Source organism: Streptomyces sp. NPDC046197, from assembly GCF_040646295.1.
In the GTDB taxonomy this organism is placed as follows: Bacteria; Actinomycetota; Actinomycetes; order Streptomycetales; family Streptomycetaceae; genus Streptomyces.
This window is the reverse complement of sequence record NZ_JBEYZY010000023.1, coordinates 86,003-102,925: the sequence shown is the minus strand read 5'-3', so window position 1 is coordinate 102,925 and position 16,923 is coordinate 86,003. Positions and strand designations below refer to the sequence as shown.

General features: G+C 73.6%; 11 protein-coding genes. 8 read left to right on the top strand and 3 right to left on the bottom strand.

Annotated elements, in window-relative coordinates; genetic code table 11:
- Positions 1–20 precede the first annotated feature (20 nt).
- Genes AB0A61_RS28285 through fxsT form a run of 3 tightly spaced genes read left to right on the top strand, consistent with a single transcriptional unit; the run spans position 21 to position 7,305 of the window.
- A complete protein-coding gene (locus AB0A61_RS28285) occupies positions 21–1,577 on the top strand; it encodes a hypothetical protein (RefSeq protein ID WP_361298030.1) in 1,557 nt (518 codons plus the stop codon).
- On the top strand, positions 1,574–2,695 hold the full coding sequence (locus tag AB0A61_RS28280; protein WP_361298027.1) for an AAA family ATPase: 1,122 nt from the start codon (positions 1,574–1,576) through the stop codon (positions 2,693–2,695). Before AB0A61_RS28285 ends, AB0A61_RS28280 begins: the two co-directional genes overlap by 4 nt.
- Positions 2,696–2,697: 2 nt before the next feature.
- A complete protein-coding gene (gene fxsT, locus AB0A61_RS28275; protein ID WP_361298024.1) occupies positions 2,698–7,305 on the top strand; it encodes an FxSxx-COOH system tetratricopeptide repeat protein in 4,608 nt (1,535 codons plus the stop codon).
- A 195-nt stretch (positions 7,306–7,500) separates the two neighbouring features.
- On the opposite strand, the gene AB0A61_RS28270 is transcribed toward fxsT, so the two are convergent.
- Positions 7,501–8,802 (bottom strand): cation:proton antiporter, encoded by a 1,302-nt coding sequence (locus AB0A61_RS28270; protein ID WP_361298021.1) that lies wholly within the window; start codon positions 8,800–8,802, stop codon positions 7,501–7,503.
- Positions 8,803–8,964: 162 nt separating this feature from the next.
- Between AB0A61_RS28270 and AB0A61_RS28265 the strand changes: the two genes are divergently transcribed.
- From AB0A61_RS28265 to AB0A61_RS28250, 4 genes are all read left to right on the top strand, one after another.
- The gene (locus tag AB0A61_RS28265; RefSeq protein ID WP_361298018.1) at positions 8,965–10,137 is read left to right on the top strand and encodes an alpha/beta fold hydrolase; all 1,173 of its coding nucleotides are present in this window, start codon (positions 8,965–8,967) and stop codon (positions 10,135–10,137) included.
- Positions 10,134–11,270, top strand: coding sequence for a caspase family protein (locus AB0A61_RS28260; RefSeq protein WP_361298015.1), 1,137 nt, complete (start codon positions 10,134–10,136; stop codon positions 11,268–11,270). Before AB0A61_RS28265 ends, AB0A61_RS28260 begins: the two co-directional genes overlap by 4 nt.
- A gap of 100 nt (positions 11,271–11,370) precedes the next feature.
- Positions 11,371–11,598 carry a hypothetical protein gene (locus tag AB0A61_RS28255; RefSeq protein ID WP_361298012.1) on the top strand — a complete coding sequence of 76 codons (228 nt, stop codon included), beginning with the start codon at positions 11,371–11,373 and terminating at the stop codon, positions 11,596–11,598.
- Positions 11,599–11,690: 92 nt separating this feature from the next.
- Complete coding sequence (locus AB0A61_RS28250; protein WP_361298009.1) at positions 11,691–13,430, top strand: HEXXH motif domain-containing protein; 1,740 nt, start codon at positions 11,691–11,693, stop codon at positions 13,428–13,430.
- Between the two features lie 66 nt (positions 13,431–13,496).
- On the opposite strand, the gene AB0A61_RS28245 is transcribed toward AB0A61_RS28250, so the two are convergent.
- Complete coding sequence (locus AB0A61_RS28245; RefSeq protein ID WP_361298006.1) at positions 13,497–14,396, bottom strand: hypothetical protein; 900 nt, start codon at positions 14,394–14,396, stop codon at positions 13,497–13,499.
- Positions 14,393–15,547, bottom strand: a complete 1,155-nt coding sequence (locus AB0A61_RS28240) for an SPFH domain-containing protein (RefSeq protein ID WP_361298003.1) — start codon at positions 15,545–15,547, stop codon at positions 14,393–14,395. The genes AB0A61_RS28245 and AB0A61_RS28240 overlap by 4 nt, the downstream gene beginning before the upstream one ends.
- A gap of 131 nt (positions 15,548–15,678) precedes the next feature.
- Here AB0A61_RS28240 and AB0A61_RS28235 point away from each other — a divergent pair, with 131 nt between their 5' ends.
- Positions 15,679–16,908 carry an arginine deiminase gene (locus AB0A61_RS28235; protein WP_361298000.1) on the top strand — a complete coding sequence of 410 codons (1,230 nt, stop codon included), beginning with the start codon at positions 15,679–15,681 and terminating at the stop codon, positions 16,906–16,908.
- Positions 16,909–16,923: the final 15 nt, after the last annotated feature.

Here is a 16,923-nt window from a genome sequence, read left to right as displayed (position 1 = left end):
CCGGCTCAGGGGGAAAGTCGGTGGAGACAGGCGCGGGGCTCGGCGAGCCCGAGGACGATTCCGGACGGGCGCGAGGTCTTGAGCTGCTGTTACAGCTGACCGACGCCCTGTGCGAGCTGGGCTGCATGGAGGATCCGCAGGGGCGGGTGCAGTTCGCCTCCGTGCTGGGCGACCAGCTGCACCGGCAGGTCGACGTGCGCGGGGTCAAACTCCGTGAGGACGTGGTCACCCTGGTGCGGGCCGCGTTGAACGTGGCGGGCGGGGAGCGCGTACTGGTCGGGGTGGTCCGCATCCTCGAAGGGACGCCGGCGGGCGACGAACTCGACCGGCTGATCGCCCCGGTCGCCCCTTCGGACGCACTCGGCGCACCTCCCGGCCCGCTCTCCCGCGACGACGAGAAGAGCGCGCGCGTCGCCCTCGCCCGGGGCGAACTGCCCGCGATCCGGCTGCGGGACGACCTCTGCGAGGAACTGAACGGGCTCGACCTGCCCACCGGGCTCTCTCCCGAGCAGCTCTTCGCGCACCTGCTGGAGTGGAACGTGCAGCCGGACGGCATGCCTCCGGCGGTCCTCCTCCTCGACCGTGCCGCCCGCCTGACCACCCATCGCGGCCACCGCGCCGCTCTGTCCGGCTGGGTCGACGACTGGGCCCGGAGAGCCGGTCTGCTGGTCGAGTTGCGACTGCGCCGAGCGGCGCGCGAGCAGGAGACCAGCGATCCCGACATTCCGCGCTGCCTCGTCATCGCCGTCGAGCCGGCCCGCGACGGCACCGGCGAGGTCGCCGTACGCCCCTGGCTCAACACCGTCCCGGGCCACTGGGACCCGCAGCCCTGCGAACCCTGTGTCACCACGCTCGACGGCCTCGGCGCGGCCGTCGAACGGGCGCTCGGACAGGGCGCCCGGCTGTGGTCCGCCCCGGCCGAGCCGGATCCGAACGTACGGCGGCAGCCGCCGCTGTACATCGAGTTCGTCCTTCCGTACGACCTCCTCAACCACGACGTGGCCGCCCTGACGTACCGGATGGGCGACGCGAGGCCGTTACGGCTCGGACTGAAGTACGGGCTGCATCTACGCAGTCTGGAGCGAATGCGCTCCGCCGACGGGATGGTCCGGGAGCAGTGGCGCAGACGGTGGCGCACGCTGCACCAGGACGGAGTCGACGTGCACGCCTGGCGGGAGCCGGACGCCGAGCGGTTCGCCGCCTGGCAGGCCGAGCTGGTCGAGGAGTCCTCACGCACCGCCGTGGTGATGGACGCCCCGGACTCCGGCTCCACCCTTGAGGCGCTCAAGGCCGCCATCGCAGAAGGGATAGGACTCGCCGTCTGGGACCGGCGGGGGGTCTTCGTCGAGGAGCGCCGCGAGGTGGTCACCGCCGTGTTCGCCGCCGCGCCGTTGCCCGCACAGATTCCGACGGCCGTCCACCGTCTGCGGCAGAGCGCCGAGACCCAGGGGCAGGGACAGGGCCCGGCCCGTCTTCTCGGTCGGCACATCGGTTTCTTCTGGGACGATCCCACTCGGCCCGTCGACGTCCAGACCCCGTACCCCGGCGATCTCGCCAGCGAGGAGGCACCGGCATGAGCGTGCACGAGCAGACGGCCCCGAACGGCTGGCACGTCTTCCACGCCACCGGCCGGCCACCGGCCGCCCCGCCGCCGTTGCCGGCGCCCCCGCCGTGGCGCCGGTTCCGCGGCACTCCGGCCCAGCCCCCGCCACCGGACGACCCGGAGGCCGCCCTGCGCCGCCTGGGCCCCGGCGAGGCCGCCCAGCAGCTGGGCGCGGACGAGATCGACGTGATCAACGCCGCGCTGGTGCTGCGCAGGCCGCTGCTGATCACCGGTCCGCCGGGCGTGGGCAAGTCCACCCTGGCCTACCTGATCGCCCGGGAGCTCGGGCTGGGACGGGTCCTGGAGTGGAACATCGTCAGCCGAACGGCACTGCGGGACGGCCTGTACGTACACGACGCCATGGGGCGCGCCCAGGCCATCGCCGCCTGGCAGGCCGGGGTGCGGCACACCGCGGCCCCCGGGCAGGGGGACGGCGCGGCGGCACCGGAACCCGCCGAGGCGGGCTCCGGCGGGAGCGCCGTCAACACCGCGACTTCCCCAAGTACTCGTCAACTTCCCCCCGTTCTTGGGGAGTTCATCACATTGGGACCGCTGGGCACCGCTCTGTTGCCCTACGATCGTCCCCGGGTACTGCTTGTCGACGAACTCGACAAGAGCGACATCGACCTGCCGAACGACCTGCTGCACGTACTGGAGAACGGAAGCTATGACGTCCCGGAACTGGTGCGCGACGCCGCCGACGAGGCGTACGTCCACACCAGCGACCCCGGAGGCCGCGCCCTGGTGCGCGGTGGACGTGTCGAGTGTGCGGAGTTCCCGGTCGTGGTGATCACCAGCAACGGGGAACGCGAATTCCCCGCGGCCTTCCGCAGGCGCTGTCTGCCCCTGGAGATGCGCACTCCCTCCCGGGACCAGTTGCTGGCCATGGTCGAGAGGCACTTGGGAACCCGGTCTCCGGAGGCCGAGGACATGGTCGACCTGTTCGTGCAACGGGTCCAGGCCGGCGGTACCCACTCCCTGGATCAGCTACTGAACGCTGTCCGGATGACTACCGCGGGTGGTTTCCAGGCCGACGGTGACGGGCGTAAGCTCGTGGAAATGCTCCTCCGCGACCTCGCGAAGGGCCGCTGAGAATGACCGGCTTCCCCCGGGAGCGCGCATCCGGACCGGGCGACGGATATCCCGTATCGGGCTCGTCGCCTCCTTCGGCGTTCCCCGAGTCCGCCACGTACGCGAGTGAGTACCAAGCCGCGCTCCCGGCTGCCCCGGGACAGGACTCCTACGCCCGCGTGCGGCCGCTCACCGAGGAACAGCCCGGCCCGCACTGGCAGGAGCTCGCCGACGCGGTCTGGCTGGCCGCCCACTGGGCCCGCCACGGGAATCGCGCGACCGCGGGGCAGACAGCGTCGTCGGATGCCGGGAGCGGCCCCGCGCGCCCGCACTCCACGGGCCCGCGCCCGCAGGACGACGTACCCTCCGCGGACCCCGCCGACCGCGACCGGGCCGCCGCCGAGGACGCAGATCCTCCTCGGCCGGCCCACGAGGACAGCGCCGGGCCCGACGGGCAGACCCCGCCCCACCGGCCCCCGACCGGGCGCGGCCCGCACATCCCCGGCAGCCCCCTCGAAGGTCCCCCCACCCCGATGACGGGCACCGAACGGCTATTACCCGACCCCGAGGGCGGCATCACCCTGGTCGCCTCGCCGCTGCTCCCGGCGGCCGGGCCGGCCCGCCCCGCCCCGGGCCGCCGCACCGCCCTGCTCGCCCGCGCCCTGCACCGGCTGGCCCGCCGCCTGCCCTCGCGCGACACCCTGGAACTGGACGAGGAGACCACCGCCGAGCAGGGGGTCGTCGACGGCATGTGGATGCCCTTCCTGCGGCCCGCCCGCACATCCGTGTTCGACCTGGTGCTCCTGATCGACGACGCACCCACCATGCGGATCTGGGAGGACACCACCGCACGCCTCGCCGAGGCCGCCGAACACAGCGGCGCCTTCCGCGGCGTGCGCACCGTCGCCCTGAACGTACCGCGCACCGGGACCGCCACCCTGCGCTGGGGCCAGGGGCGGGCCGCCGCCGACCCCGCCGAACTGCTCGACGGCCGCGGCGGGCGGGTCTTCCTCGTCGTCACGGACGGACTCGCCCACGGCTGGGCGGCCCCCGCCGCGGACGAACTCCTCGGCCGGCTCGCCCACGCGGGCCCCACCGCGCTCGTCCACCTGCTGCCGCCCCATCTGCGGCACCGTTCCTCGCTCCACCCCTACCAGGCGGTCCTGGAGGCCGGCGGCTTCGGCGCCGCCAACGTGGGCCTCGAACACTGGGCGCCACCGGGCGGGCCGGACCCGCTGCGACCGCTTCCCGACACCGGCGACGGCTTTGTCGCGGTGCCGGTGGTCTCCCTGAAGCCCGGGTCACTCGCCGCCTGGGCCGACCTGGTCGCCGGGGAACGCGGCGTGCGCCGGCTGCTGCCCGTCGTCCTGGCCGGCACCCTGACCAAGGGCGCTCCCGCGCCCGGTCTGCGCGCCCCGCGCCTCCCACGCGCCGCCACCGCGGCCGTGCGCCGCTTCTTCACCCTAGCCACCCCCGCCGCGCGCCGTCTCGCCACCCAACTGGCCGCCATACCGTTCGAGTTCGACCTCGTGGACCAGCTGCGGCGGCGCGCCATGCCGGAGACCGGTCCCGATCACCTCGCCGAGATCCTGATGGGCGGACTGATCGACTGGGACAGCGGGGGTGAGGGACGCCCGGAGTTCGCCGACGGAGTGCGCGAGGCGCTGCTCGCCACCACGACCCGCAGCCAACTCGCCCGCACCGTCACCCTGGTGGGCGAGCTGCCCGCGGCGGGCGAGCGGGGCGTCGCGCTGCGCGCGGCCCTGCGCGACCCGCTGGGGGCAACACTGCCCGACCCGGCCGAGCGCGGCTGGGCGCGCAGCGAACTGGCCGTGATGCGAGCGCTCTCGGGACCGTACTCCGAACGCGCCAAACGCATCGAACCGACCTTCTCGAAGTTCACCGTCCAGACGGTCCCAGCGGCCGAACGAGTGGGGGCCGGTTTGCCGACCGGTACACCCGCTGAGGTGAACCACGCGGGGGGAGAGGTCTCGGGCGACGGTGGAGAAGGCAGGCATCCAGCGTCGACCGTCCCCGACTCACCTGGAGAGCACGTGCCGCTGGTACCCGACGCGACCCAAGACGAAGCCCTGGAGGCTGAGCCGCTCATGCAGAGCACCACGACCGCAACGCCGGCCCTTCTGGTGAACGTTCCGCTCCGGAACACCTCGTTCGTCGGCCGCCAGGCGCTGCTGAGGGACGTGGAGGAACAGCTCAAGGCCCAGGACACCACAGCCGTGCTGCCGAACGCGCTGCACGGCCTGGGCGGCGTCGGCAAGTCCCAGCTGGCCCTGGAGTACGTCTACACCCATCAGCACGACTACAAGGTGATCTGCTGGATCCCGGCCGAGCGGGAGAGCCTCATCCTGGCCGCGCTGGCCTCCCTGGCCGCCCAGCTGGGCGTCGCCCCGACCGGGCAGGACAGCGCGGCCGCCCCGGCCGCCAACACCGCCGTGCCGGCGGTCCTGGAGGCGCTGCGCACCGGTGCGCCCTACGACAAGTGGCTGCTCGTCTTCGACAACGCCGAGGACATCGAAGCGGTCCGCAACTACTTCCCGACCAACGGGCCGGGCAAGGTCATCGTCACCTCCCGGAACCGCGCCTGGGAACGGGTGGCGACCTCCCTGCCGGTGAACGTCTTCCAGCGCGAGGAGTCCATCGAACTGCTCCAGAGGCGCTCGCCCGATCTGACCACGGAGGACGCCGACCGGCTCGCCGAGGCGCTCGGAGACCTGCCGCTGGCCGTCGAGCAGGCGGGTGCCTGGCGCGCCGTCACCGGCATGCAGGTCGACGAGTACCTGGAACTGCTCGCCCAGCGCAGCCCGGAGATCCTCGAACTCGACCCGGCTCCCGACTACCCGGTCTCCGTCGCCGCCGCCTGGGACATCTCGCTGGAGCGGATCCAGGCCAACAACCCCGGCGCCCGGCAACTGCTGGACATCTGCGCCAGCATGGCGCCCGAGCCCATCCCGCGGTCGATGCTGCGCGGAAGCCGCGGCGTCAGCGTCACGCCCGAGGTCGACCCGCTGCTGCGCGAGCCGATCAAGCTGAACCGGGCCATCCGCGACCTGAACCAGTTCTCGCTGGTCAAGGTGGACCCGAGGTCCGACACGCTGCAGATGCACCGGCTGCTGCAGACGGTGCTCCTGGCCAAGCTGGGGCCCGAGGAGCGGGAGCGGATGCGGGACGCCGCCCACCAGCTGCTGTCGGCGGCTAAGCCGGGCCAGTTCGGCTCGTCCCTGGAGTGGCGCGCCTACCAGGCACTGCTGCCCCACGTCCTCACCTCCCAGGCCGTGACCAGCACCGACACCTATGTGCGCGAACTGGTCTACGACACCGTGTGGTTCCTGTACTACTGGGGCGACCACGAAGGCGCCGCGGACCTCGGCAGGCAGGCCTGGAACGCCTGGCTCGCGGCCTCCGGCGAGGAGGACATCCAAGTCATCCGGATGGCGAAGAGCGTCGCGTTCCTGCTGCGCCAGACCGGCCAGGTCGCGGAGTCGATCCCGCTCACCGAGAAGGCGCTGGAAGTCTCCCGCCGGATCGAGGTCGACCCGGAGGACCTGATCGACTCCCTGTGCGAGATGTCCGACGCCCGTCGCTACCAGGGCCGGTTCTTCGAGGCGAGGGACCTGGGCCAGGAGGCCACCGAGCTGGCCCGGTCCCTGTTCGGCTCGGACGACCCGCTGACGCTGCGCGCCACCCACAGCTGGGGCGTCGACCTGAGGCTGTGCGGGCAGTTCAGCGAGGCCCTGCCGCTGGACCAGGAGAACGCCCGCCTGCGCGACCTGCTGTTCGGCCCCGCCAGCTTCTACACCCTCAACACCCTCAACGCCCTGTCCATCGACATGCGCGAGGCCGGGGACTACCCCGGCGCACGCGACTTCCAGGAGGACGCCCACCGCCGGGCGCGCACCACCCTCGGCGAGGAACATCCGCTGACCCTGCGCATCGCCCGCAACCTCGCGGTGTGCCGGCGCCGCGACGGTGCGCTCGCCGAAGCCCTCAAACTCTCCGAGGAGACGCTGCGCCGCTTCATCGCCCGCTACGGGCCCGACCACTTCGACGCGCTGGCGACGGCGACCAACGTGTCCGTCGACCAGCGCCTGGCCGGGGACCTCGACGGTTCCCGGCAGCTGGCCGAGGTGACCCTGCGGCGCTACGTGCAGCGTCTCGGTCAGAACCACGCGTACACCCTGCTGACCAAGGCCAACCTGGCGGCCACTTGGCGGGCGCTCGGCGGCCTCGACAGCGCGCAGGAGCTGGAGGACGACGCGGCCGGCCGGCTCGCCGAGACGCTGGGCCCCCGGCACGTCACGACACTGACCGTCGCGATCGGCCAGGCCAACACCGCGTACGCGCGACTGGACTTCGAGCGGGCACAGGCGATCGACGAGGACAATCTGCCGCTGCTCGCCGAGGTGGCGGGCGAGACGCATCCACTGACCCTGTCCGTCACCGCCAACCTCGCCCTCGACCTGCGCGGTCTCGGCCGCGGGGCGGAGGCCGACGAGCTGCAGCGCCGGGCCGTGGACGGCTTCGGCGGCGTGGTCCGCGCCGACCATCCCTGGCTCCTGGCGGCCCGGCAGCGCCGCCGCGTCGAGTGCGACATGGCCCCGATGCCCCTGTAGCACAGCCGTCCGCCGCGCGATGGCCGGCGGTGGGGAGAGATGCCGCCCGGTCGGCGCCGGGCCGCGGGGCGTGCGCCCCGCGGCCCGTGAGCCCGCCGACGGCGGGAGCGGCCGAAGCCGGGCGGACCCGGAACCGCCCCGGCGGCACCGTGTGCCGCCGGGGCCCGCACACGCCGTCCCGCCGTGCGGGTGCGGTCAGCCGACGTCGACCGGGGCCGCCGGTGTGCCGGCGTCGTCGGTCGGCTCGTCCGAGGGGGCGCCCCGGTCCTTTTCGGCCAGACGGCGGACCAGGATCAGGAGCGGCTGGGTGAGGAGAGTGGTGGCCAGCGCCATGAAGACGAGCACGGTGTAGAGCGGTTTGCTCAGCAGGCCCGCCTGGAAGCCCGCGTTGAGCGCGATCAGCTCCGTGAGGCCACGGGTGCTCATCAGCACGCCGACGGTCCGGGCGTCGTTGCGGTCCAGGCCGCCCAGCCGTGCCGCCGCCGTGCTGCTGCCGATCTTCGTCGTGACCGCCAGCACCGTCACCACCAGCAGGGTGAGCCAGCTCGTGGCGTCCAGGCCGGCGACGGCGACGGACTGACCCGAGACCACGAAGAAGAACGGCAGCAGCAGCGAGCTGACGTCGTGCAGTGGCCGCACCAGGTCCGGATCCAGCGTTCCCCGTTCCTCACGCGGCAACACCACACCCGCGAGCAGCGCGCCGAAGATCACGTGCAGCCCGAGGGCCTGCGTCACCCACGCCGAGCCCAGGGCGAAGCCGATGAGCAGCGCCAGCCGCAGCGTGGGCTCCATCCGCGTACTCCACAGCAGTCTGCGGAGCAGCGGCCGGACCGCCACGAGCATCAGTGCGACGAAACCGAGTGCGAGCATCGCCCGTAACGGCCAGGCCACCGACTGGTCGCCGCCGCCGTCCAGCAGCGTCCCGGCGAGCACCGTCCACCCGATCGCGTCGAGCAGACCCGCCGCGGACACCGCCACCACCCCGGGCACCGTCCGGGACAGCTCGTTCTCCCGCACTATCGCCGTCAGCACGGGCACCGCGGTTATCGACAGCGCGACACCCGCGAACACCACCATGCCGACGGAGAGGTGGCGCGGCATGCCCAAGTCGTGCAACTGGTCCCCGAACAGCAGCGCACAGCCACTGCCCGCGGCCATCGGCACCACGAACGCCGCGAGGGCGACGCCCACCGCCGAGCGCGCCCGGTCGCCCAGGACCTTCAGGTCCAGCTCGTAGCCGACCGCCAGGAGGAACACCACCAGCGAGAACTGCGCGAACCCGGTCAGTGCCGGGCCGATCTCCCGGGGGAAGAGCGCCTTGTGCACACCCGGCGCCAGGCTGCCGAGCAGCGAGGGGCCGAGCGCTATGCCGGCCGTCAACTGGCCCACGATGTAAGGCTGTTTCAGCCGCCGGGCGACGTAGCCCCCCGCATGCGCGGCCACCAGGATCAGGGCCGAGGCGCCTACGAAATGCGTGACCATTGCATCAGGGCTCACGGTCTCCCCCTGTTGTCCAGTTGTCCAGTTGTCGAGGCCGACCCCTTCGGCCAAGGGCGGGTCCGCGTCTTCGGCGCTGAACCCCCAACTCCCCAGAATACTGGTAATTTGACGTTGCATCGGGGGTCGTACAGGGCACTGCATCAGTGTCACGGGGGGCACATGACGGCGGTCGTGTTCATCCATGGGACCGGGGTTCGCGAACCTGGCTTCTCAGCGCTGACGGGGCGCGTGGCGGCCGGGCTGACCGCGCTGCGCGACGGACTTCGCATCGTGCCCTACTACTGGGGTGGCACGCACGGTGCCACGCTCGGCGCCGGTGGCGCGAGCCTGCCCCCGCAGGGCGCGGCCCGCGGCCTCGCCGACGCCCCGGCGGGACCGGACGGCGGCGACGACACGGCCGCGGCCTGGTCCGCCCTCTACGCGGATCCGTACGCCGAACTCGCCCTGGCCGCCGTCGGAGCGGAGCGGTCCGGCGAGCGCCCACCGGGCTCCGTACCGCCCGAGCAGAAGCTTCAGGCCCAGCTGGCCGCCCTCGCCGCCCAGGGCGACGCACCCGCCGCGGAGCTGGGCCCCGGCCTGGCCCGCGCCACCACCGACCTGGCCTCCCACCCGTTGCTGGGCCCCGCCGCCGACGCCCTGGACCCCGACGACCTCGCGGCCCTGGCTGCCCGCAGCCTCACCGCCCGGCTCATCGCCGACGCCCTGGACGCGGACACCCCGCTCGTCCCCGTCGGCGACACCCGCGACGCCGTTGCCGTCCGGCTCGGCGAGGCCCTGGGAGCACCGCCAAGGGGCGCGGAACGCGGCCTGCGCTCCCTGGTGCTGCGGACGGCGGGCTCCGCCGCCTCCCGTGCCGTCCTGCGCCGCCGGCGGGCCCTCACCGAGGCCGCCCATCCCGCCGCCGGGGACATCCTGCGCTACCTCAGCCGTGGCGCCGCCGTCCGCGCCGACCTGCGGACCCTCGTCGCGGGCCTGGAGCCGCCCGTGGTGCTGGTCGGACACAGCCTCGGTGGCATCATCGCCCTGGACACCCTGATCTCCCGGCCGTTGCCCCAGGTCCGGCTCCTGGTCACGGCGGGTTCCCAGGGGCCGTTCCTGTACGAGTCGGGCTCCCTGCCGTCCCTGGAACACCCCGCGCCCCTGCCGCCGCACGTCCCCGACTGGCTGAATCTGTACGATCCCCGCGACCTGCTCGGCTATTGCGGCGCGGAGCTGTTCCCGGGCCGTGTCACCGACGTCGCCGTCGACAGCCGCCAGCCCTTCCCCGCCGCGCACAGCGCCTACTGGACCAACCCGGCGGTGTACCGGCACATCGCGGACCGCCTGCCGTGACCGGCCCGGCACCGGCGCCGCGGCGCGTGCACCCGTCGGGTGTGCACGCCCTGATCGTCGGCATCGAGCACTACGACGCCGGTGGCGCCTGGGACCTGCCGGGGCCCGCCCGGGACGCCGTCCGCTTCCACCGGCTGCTGCGCGCCGCCGGGGTGCCGGAGGACCAGCTGCTGCTCCACCTCGCCCCGTTGCCGTCGTACGACCCCGGCGTCCCGTACGCGCCCGCCGACCACGCCACACTGCGCCGCGTCCTCGTGCGCGAACTGCCCGCGCGACAGGGCGACTTCCTGTGGGTGTGGTGGGGCGGACACGGCGTCCTCGACCGGTCCGGGCACCTCAGACTCTTCTGCGCGGACGCCACGACCGCCGACAAGCTGGGCATCGACCTCGACTCCGCGCTCGCCCGGTACGCCGGGGACGCCGTGCCCGCGTTCACCGAGCAGCTGTGGATCGTGGACGCCTGCGAGACCTTCGAGGAGGCCCTCGGCTTCCGGGAACCGCTGCCGCCCGACGCCCTGCCGGTGGGACGGCACAACCTCGCCCACCAGCAGACCGTGCTGCGAGCCGCGGGCCGCGGACGGGCCGCCGTCAACGACCCCGTGCGGGGCACCGGGCTGTTCTCCGACGTGCTGCTCGCCCTGCTGTCCGACCGGGCGGGTGTACTGCCCGCACCGCCCGATCCGGAAGAACTGTTTCCCGCCGTCCGGGCACGCATCGGGGCCCTCAGGGAAGCGGGCCGTACTCTCCAGCATCCGGAGATCCGGCTGCAGAGCCCCGAACGCACCGAGATCCTGCCCGCGTCGGCACCGGCCCCGGCGGCCCGTCCCGTCTCGCCGTTGCAGCGGGCCGTGGACGCCCTGTTGGCCTATCCGCTGATGGCCGATCCCACCGAACGGCAGACGGTGGTCGCCGCGCTGGACCCTCGCGTCACCGGGACGCTGGCCCGTCACACCAAGGCCCGTACGGACGCGGCCGGCATCCTCAACGGGCTCGCCCGGCGTCGCCCGGAGGCGCTGTGGGAGCTGTACGACGCCGTGGTGTCCATCGACGACGATCCCGAGCGCGGGGACGAACTGGCGGCGGCCCTGAGGGAGTTCGGGGACCGGGCGAGGGGCCCGCGCCATCAGAAATGATCCGGTGGCGTGATCGTACGGTTTTCGACCCGGCCGGGAATGGCCATGATGGAAAGGACACGGGGCATCGCGTGCCACCGTGAGAGAAGGGGGTAGCACCTTGGACCAGCAGCCCGGTCTGCTGCACGCCGAAGCAGCTGTCCGTGAACCGGCCGTCGCCGTGGGCATCGACGTCCGGGAGTCGGATCTGGCCGACCTCACGGGGCTGCCCCTGACTGCCGTGGACGAACTCGTCCCGCTCCCTCCCACCGCCCGTCTCCTGGCGGAGGTCCTGCGCGCACGCAGCAGCATGAGGGCTGGAGGTGAGGGCCCCGCCCGGGCCGAATAGCCGCCGCCGCACCGCCCACAGAGCCCTACCCGGGTCCCCGCGCGCCCACGGGGGGTCCCGCACGCCCGCACCCGCGACCGGAGGCCCCTCCCATGACCAGCGAGCCACGCCGAGCCACGTTCCGGATGCCCGAGCGGCTCTTCGCGGAACTGGCCGCCGGCGGCGGCTCGGCGGAGGCCGTCGCCTTCCTCGAACGGGGGGAACGGGCGCGCCGGTTGCTGCTCCTGCGCACCCTGCTCGACTGCCTGGACGCGCTGCCCACCCCGCTGAGCCCGACCGCCGAGGCCTGGCAGGTGGTCAAGGAGGCGGCCGCGCGGGCACCCGAGCCGGTCGACCGGCTGCTGCTCGCCCCGGCGACCGGCGGCTGGATCGCCCATGTGCTGCGCCGGGTGCACGGCACGGCGGCGGGCCCGCCGCTGTGGGCGGAGGCAGGCCACCTGGGCGCCCTGGCCGTCTCGGCGTCCCTGCACGCCGGCACGGAGGCGTGCCTCGGTGTCCCGCTCACCGACGGCGGTCTGTCCCTCCCCGGCCTGGGGCTGGCCCGGCTCCCCGAGGCGGAACCGGGGCTGACGGTCGGCCGGGCGGTCACCCGTGCCGGACTGCTGACCCTCACCGGCCCGGGACGCGACGGCACTTCGTCCTGCCTGACCATCCGCCCGGCGACGGCACCGGTGCGCGGCGCGGGGGAGCGGTCCGGGAACGACCTGCCCGATTCCGGCCCGCACAGCGCCACTTCCCGCTGGCTGCCCCTGCGCACCCTCACCCACCATGGTCCCGCCGGACCCGTCTCCCTTCCCCTCGACGACCTCGACCCCTACCGCGACCTCGACGACCCCATTGCGCCGGCCAGACTTGAAGATGCGGAGGCCGAGGCGTGGCAGCGGCTGTTCGAGCAGGCCGTCGAGCTGCTCGCGGGCGACGCCGGGCCCGGGCGCCTGGACCCGGCGGCCCTGCGTTCCATAGCGCCCTGGGGCCGTACCACCACCCTGCCCCCCGCCCCGCCGACGGTCCGGGTCTCCGCCTCCAGCGGCGACTCCTACGGCGGCATGGTGATCGCCCGCCCCGCCTGTGCGCTCGCCCTCGCCGAAACGCTCGTGCACGAGTTCCAGCACAGCAAGCTCGCCGCCCTCCTGCACCTCTTCCCGCTGCTGGACGACGACCGGGAGGAGCGCTACTACGCCCCCTGGCGTGCCGATCCACGCCATCTCACCGGCCTGCTGCACGGCGCGTACGCGTTCACCGGAGTCGCGGGGTTCTGGAGCGACCGGCTGGCCGACGCCCAGGACGAGCGGACGGCCGACACGGCCGGCTACCACTTCGCGCTGCGCCGCACCCAGAGTCGGCTCGTGGTGCGGACGCTGCTGACCAGCGGCCGCCTCACCGCGCAGGGCCGCGCGCTGGTGTCGGGACTGGCGGGCACGCTGGACGGCTGGTTGCGCCGGCCCGTCCCCCCGGCCGCCCTCAGCCGTGCCCGGGCGGCCGCGGCACTGCACCGCACCGAGTGGCGGCTGCGCAATGTCGTACCGCCCTCGTCGCCCGCCGGACCGGCCCGGGACGCCCTCCGCTTCCGCGCCGACCGGACCCTGTGGCCGGACGTCCGCACCCACGCCTTCGCCGCCCGGCCCACCGCCCCCCGTACCCCCGACGAGCATCTCGCCGCCGGGGATCCGGCCGCTGCCCTGGCCGGGTATGCCGAGGCTCTCGCGGACGACCCGTCCGGACCGCACGCGCTGGCCGGGTGGATCGTCGCCCGGTCCGTCCTGGAACCGGGGCGCGAGACCCGGCGCATGCTGGCCCGCCCGGAACTCCTGCAGCCGTTGCCGAGCAGCTGACCGGGCCCACGGCACCGTGAGGCCACCGGCGCCGTCAAGCCACCGCGGCCCGGCCCGTCGGCGCCGTCAGCCCACCAGCCGCAACCGTTCCCGGCACACCCCGACCCGGATCGTCTGGCCCCACGTCAGATCCACCGCGTCCGTCTCCATGCCGTCCCCGAAGGCGACCAGCCGTTCGGACTCGATGGTCAGGCTCAGGGTGCCGGTGGCCGGCAGTTCGCCCGCCACCAGGGACGTTCCGGTGGCCGGCGACGGCCAGGCCTCGCGCACGAACCACAGCAGCCGGTCCTCCGCAGGGCCGGGAAGCCGCAGGGCCCTGCCCCGGTCCTGCCACACCGACCGGAGCCAGCCCGTGGCGCCCGTGCCGGTGCCCACCAGTACTCCGGAGGAGGCCTGGGCCTCGACGACACCCCTGTCGCCGTCGAGGCACAGGCGGTACCGGGCGGTCTGGTGACCGGGCGCTCCCAGATAGATCTCGTTGAGCGCGACCAGCCGCTGCGTGTCGTCGGCGACGGCCTCGACCATCGTGAGCTCCTCGACGCCCGTCCCCGGGTCCGGCACGGCCGGAAGCAGTGCCGCCGCCTCCCGCGGCCGGTGCCGTACCAGCACCCCCGGGTTCCGGTCCGGATCCGCGTCGACCCCCAGTACCGGCTGGCCGGAGAGGTACTTGGCGACGTTCGCCACCAGCCCGTCCTGACCGACCACGACCACGACGTCCTCCGGGGCGAACAGGAAACGGTCCAGGTCGGCCCGCTCCACCCGGGTCTGCCGCCAGGTCAGGGGCACCGCCGAGGCCACCTCGGCCAGCGCCCGCCGGGTGCGGCGGTGGCGTTCGGCGAGCTCCCGGATGTCGCGGCCCCGGGAGGAGAGGAAGAAGGCGGCCTGGCCGTGCGTGCCGTGGCGGGCCACCAACTCCTCGTACTCCGTGGTGCGGTGGACGAGGACGACGCGCGGCGCGAGGCTCACGCCTGCGCCTCCGGGCGGGCGGGGCCGACCCCCGTTGCGGGCTCGGCTCCGGTTGCGGGCGCGGAGCCGGCCGTGGGTACGGCTCCGGACGTGGGTCCGCCCAACCTGGCGAGCAGCCCGGTGAGTACGTCCGGCGAGATCGTCACATGGTCGATGCGCGGCAGGTTCTCGGCCAGGCGGGTCCCGGTCAGGGCGTGCAGGGTCGCGATGTCGGCGTCCGCGTGCACCCGCAGCCACGCCGCCTGGGCCTGCGCCCGTGCCTCACCCACCTCGCGCGCCCCCTCGGCCTGCGCCCGGGCGAGCCGCACGGAGCGGGCCGCCTCGGCCTCGGCCAGCCGCTCCGTGCGAGCCGCCTCGGCATCCGCCAGCCGGACCGTGCGGGCCGCCTCCGCCTCGGCCCGTACCGCGTCCGCCGCGGCCTGTTCCTCGGCCTCGCGCCGGGCGTTGGTACCTCGCTGCTCGACCAACCGCTCCTCGCGCCGGGCGAGTTCGATGCGGCTCGCCAACTCGTTCTCGGCGATCGCCCGTTCCCGCTCGACGGCCACCGCCCGTCGTTCGTAGGTCGCCCGGTCGGCCTCCTGCTGGATCTGTTCCCTGGCGGGGGTGCGCAGGGCCCGTTCCACCTCCGGTTCCGGACGCAGCGCCACCACGCGGACGCCGACCACCTCGACGCCGGTGGCCGGGAGCCGGGGCTCGGCGGCCAGCCCGGCCGCGACCCGCTCGCGCACCGCGGTCACGCCGTCGGCCAGAGCAGCCGACAGCGGCGTACGGGCCAGGACGGCCAGGGCGTGCTCCTGCGCGGTCTCGGTGAGCAGTGTGGCCAGTTGTTCGAGGGGCGCGCCGCGCCACACCCCGGTGTCCGGGTCGATCGAGAAGTCCAGGCGCTCGGCGGCGACGGCCGGGGCGCTGATCCGGTACGTGACCGTCGCCTGCACCGACACGTCCTGGAAGTCGGACGTACGGGCGTGGAAGGTCATGGCCAGCTCGCGGTCGTCGACCGGCACCTCGGACAGGGACGCGGTCAGCGAGCGGAACCAGAAGCTGAGCCCGGGGCCGTCGTGCGCGAGCCGGCCGGACCGGTGGTGCCGGACGTGCGCCGTCGGTGCGCCGCGCAGGTGGCGCCAGCCCAGGCGCCGGGTGATGTCGGCCATCGATCCCCTCCTGTTTTCGTCATGTGGACGATAAACGCTCGGCATGATTGTCGTCAATGAGACGAAAACAAGGGGACATGAAAACACGCGAGGGACGGGTGAATCCGGCCTCCGATGGTCAGGATGAAGCCATGGGATTCCACGTCGACTCCGAGGCCGGGCGGCTGCGCCGCGTGATCCTGCACCGACCGGATCTGGAGCTCAAGAGGCTCACCCCGAGCAACAAGGACGCCCTCCTCTTCGACGACGTGCTGTGGGTGCGTCGGGCGCGGGCCGAGCACGACGGGTTCGCCGACGTGCTGCGCGACCGCGGGGTCTCCGTGCACCTCTTCGGGGACCTGCTCACCGAGGTGCTGCAGATCCCGGCCGCCCGAACGCTCGTCCTGGAGCGGGTCTTCCACGAGAAGGAGTACGGGCCGCTCGCCACCGACCACATCCGGGCCGCCTTCGAGACGCTGCCCGCACAGGAGCTGGCCGAGGCCCTCGTCGGCGGGATGACCAAGCGGGAGTTCCTGGCCGCTCACGCGGAACCGACGTCCGTCCGCTTCCACGTCATGGATCTCGACGACTTCCTGCTGGGTCCCCTGCCCAACCACCTGTTCACCCGTGACACGTCCGCCTGGATCTACGACGGCGTCTCCATCAACGCGATGCGCTGGCCCGCCCGGCAGCGCGAGACCGTGCACTTCGAGGCCATCTACCGCCACCACCCGCTGTTCCGTGGCGAAACGTTCCATGTGTGGTCCGAGGGGCAGGCCGACTACCCGTCGACCATCGAGGGCGGGGACGTGCTCGTGATCGGCAACGGTGCCGTCCTCATCGGCATGAGCGAGCGGACCACGCCCCAGGCCGTCGAGATGCTCGCGTACAAGCTGTTCGCCTCCGGGTCGGCCCGGACCATCGTCGCGCTGGACATGCCCAAGCGGCGCGCCTTCATGCACCTCGACACCGTGATGACCATGATCGGTGGGGACACCTTCACCCAGTACGCGGGGCTCGGCATGCTCCGCTCCTACAGCATCGAGCCGGGCAGCGGGGACCGGGAGCTGAAGGTCACCGATCACCCGCCGGAGCACATGCACCGCGCGATCGCCGCCGCCCTCGGCCTGAGCGAGATCCGCGTCCTGACCGCGACCCAGGACGTGCACGCCGCCGAGCGCGAGCAGTGGGACGACGGCTGCAACGTCCTCGCCGTCGAGCCCGGCGTCGTGGTCGCCTACGAGCGCAACTCCACCACCAACACGCACCTGCGCAAGCAGGGCATCGAGGTGATCGAGATCCCGGGCAGCGAGCTGGGTCGCGGCCGGGGCGGACCGCGCTGCATGAGCTGCCCGGTCGAACGGGACGCCGTGGGAGCCTGAGGGCGACCGCGCGGA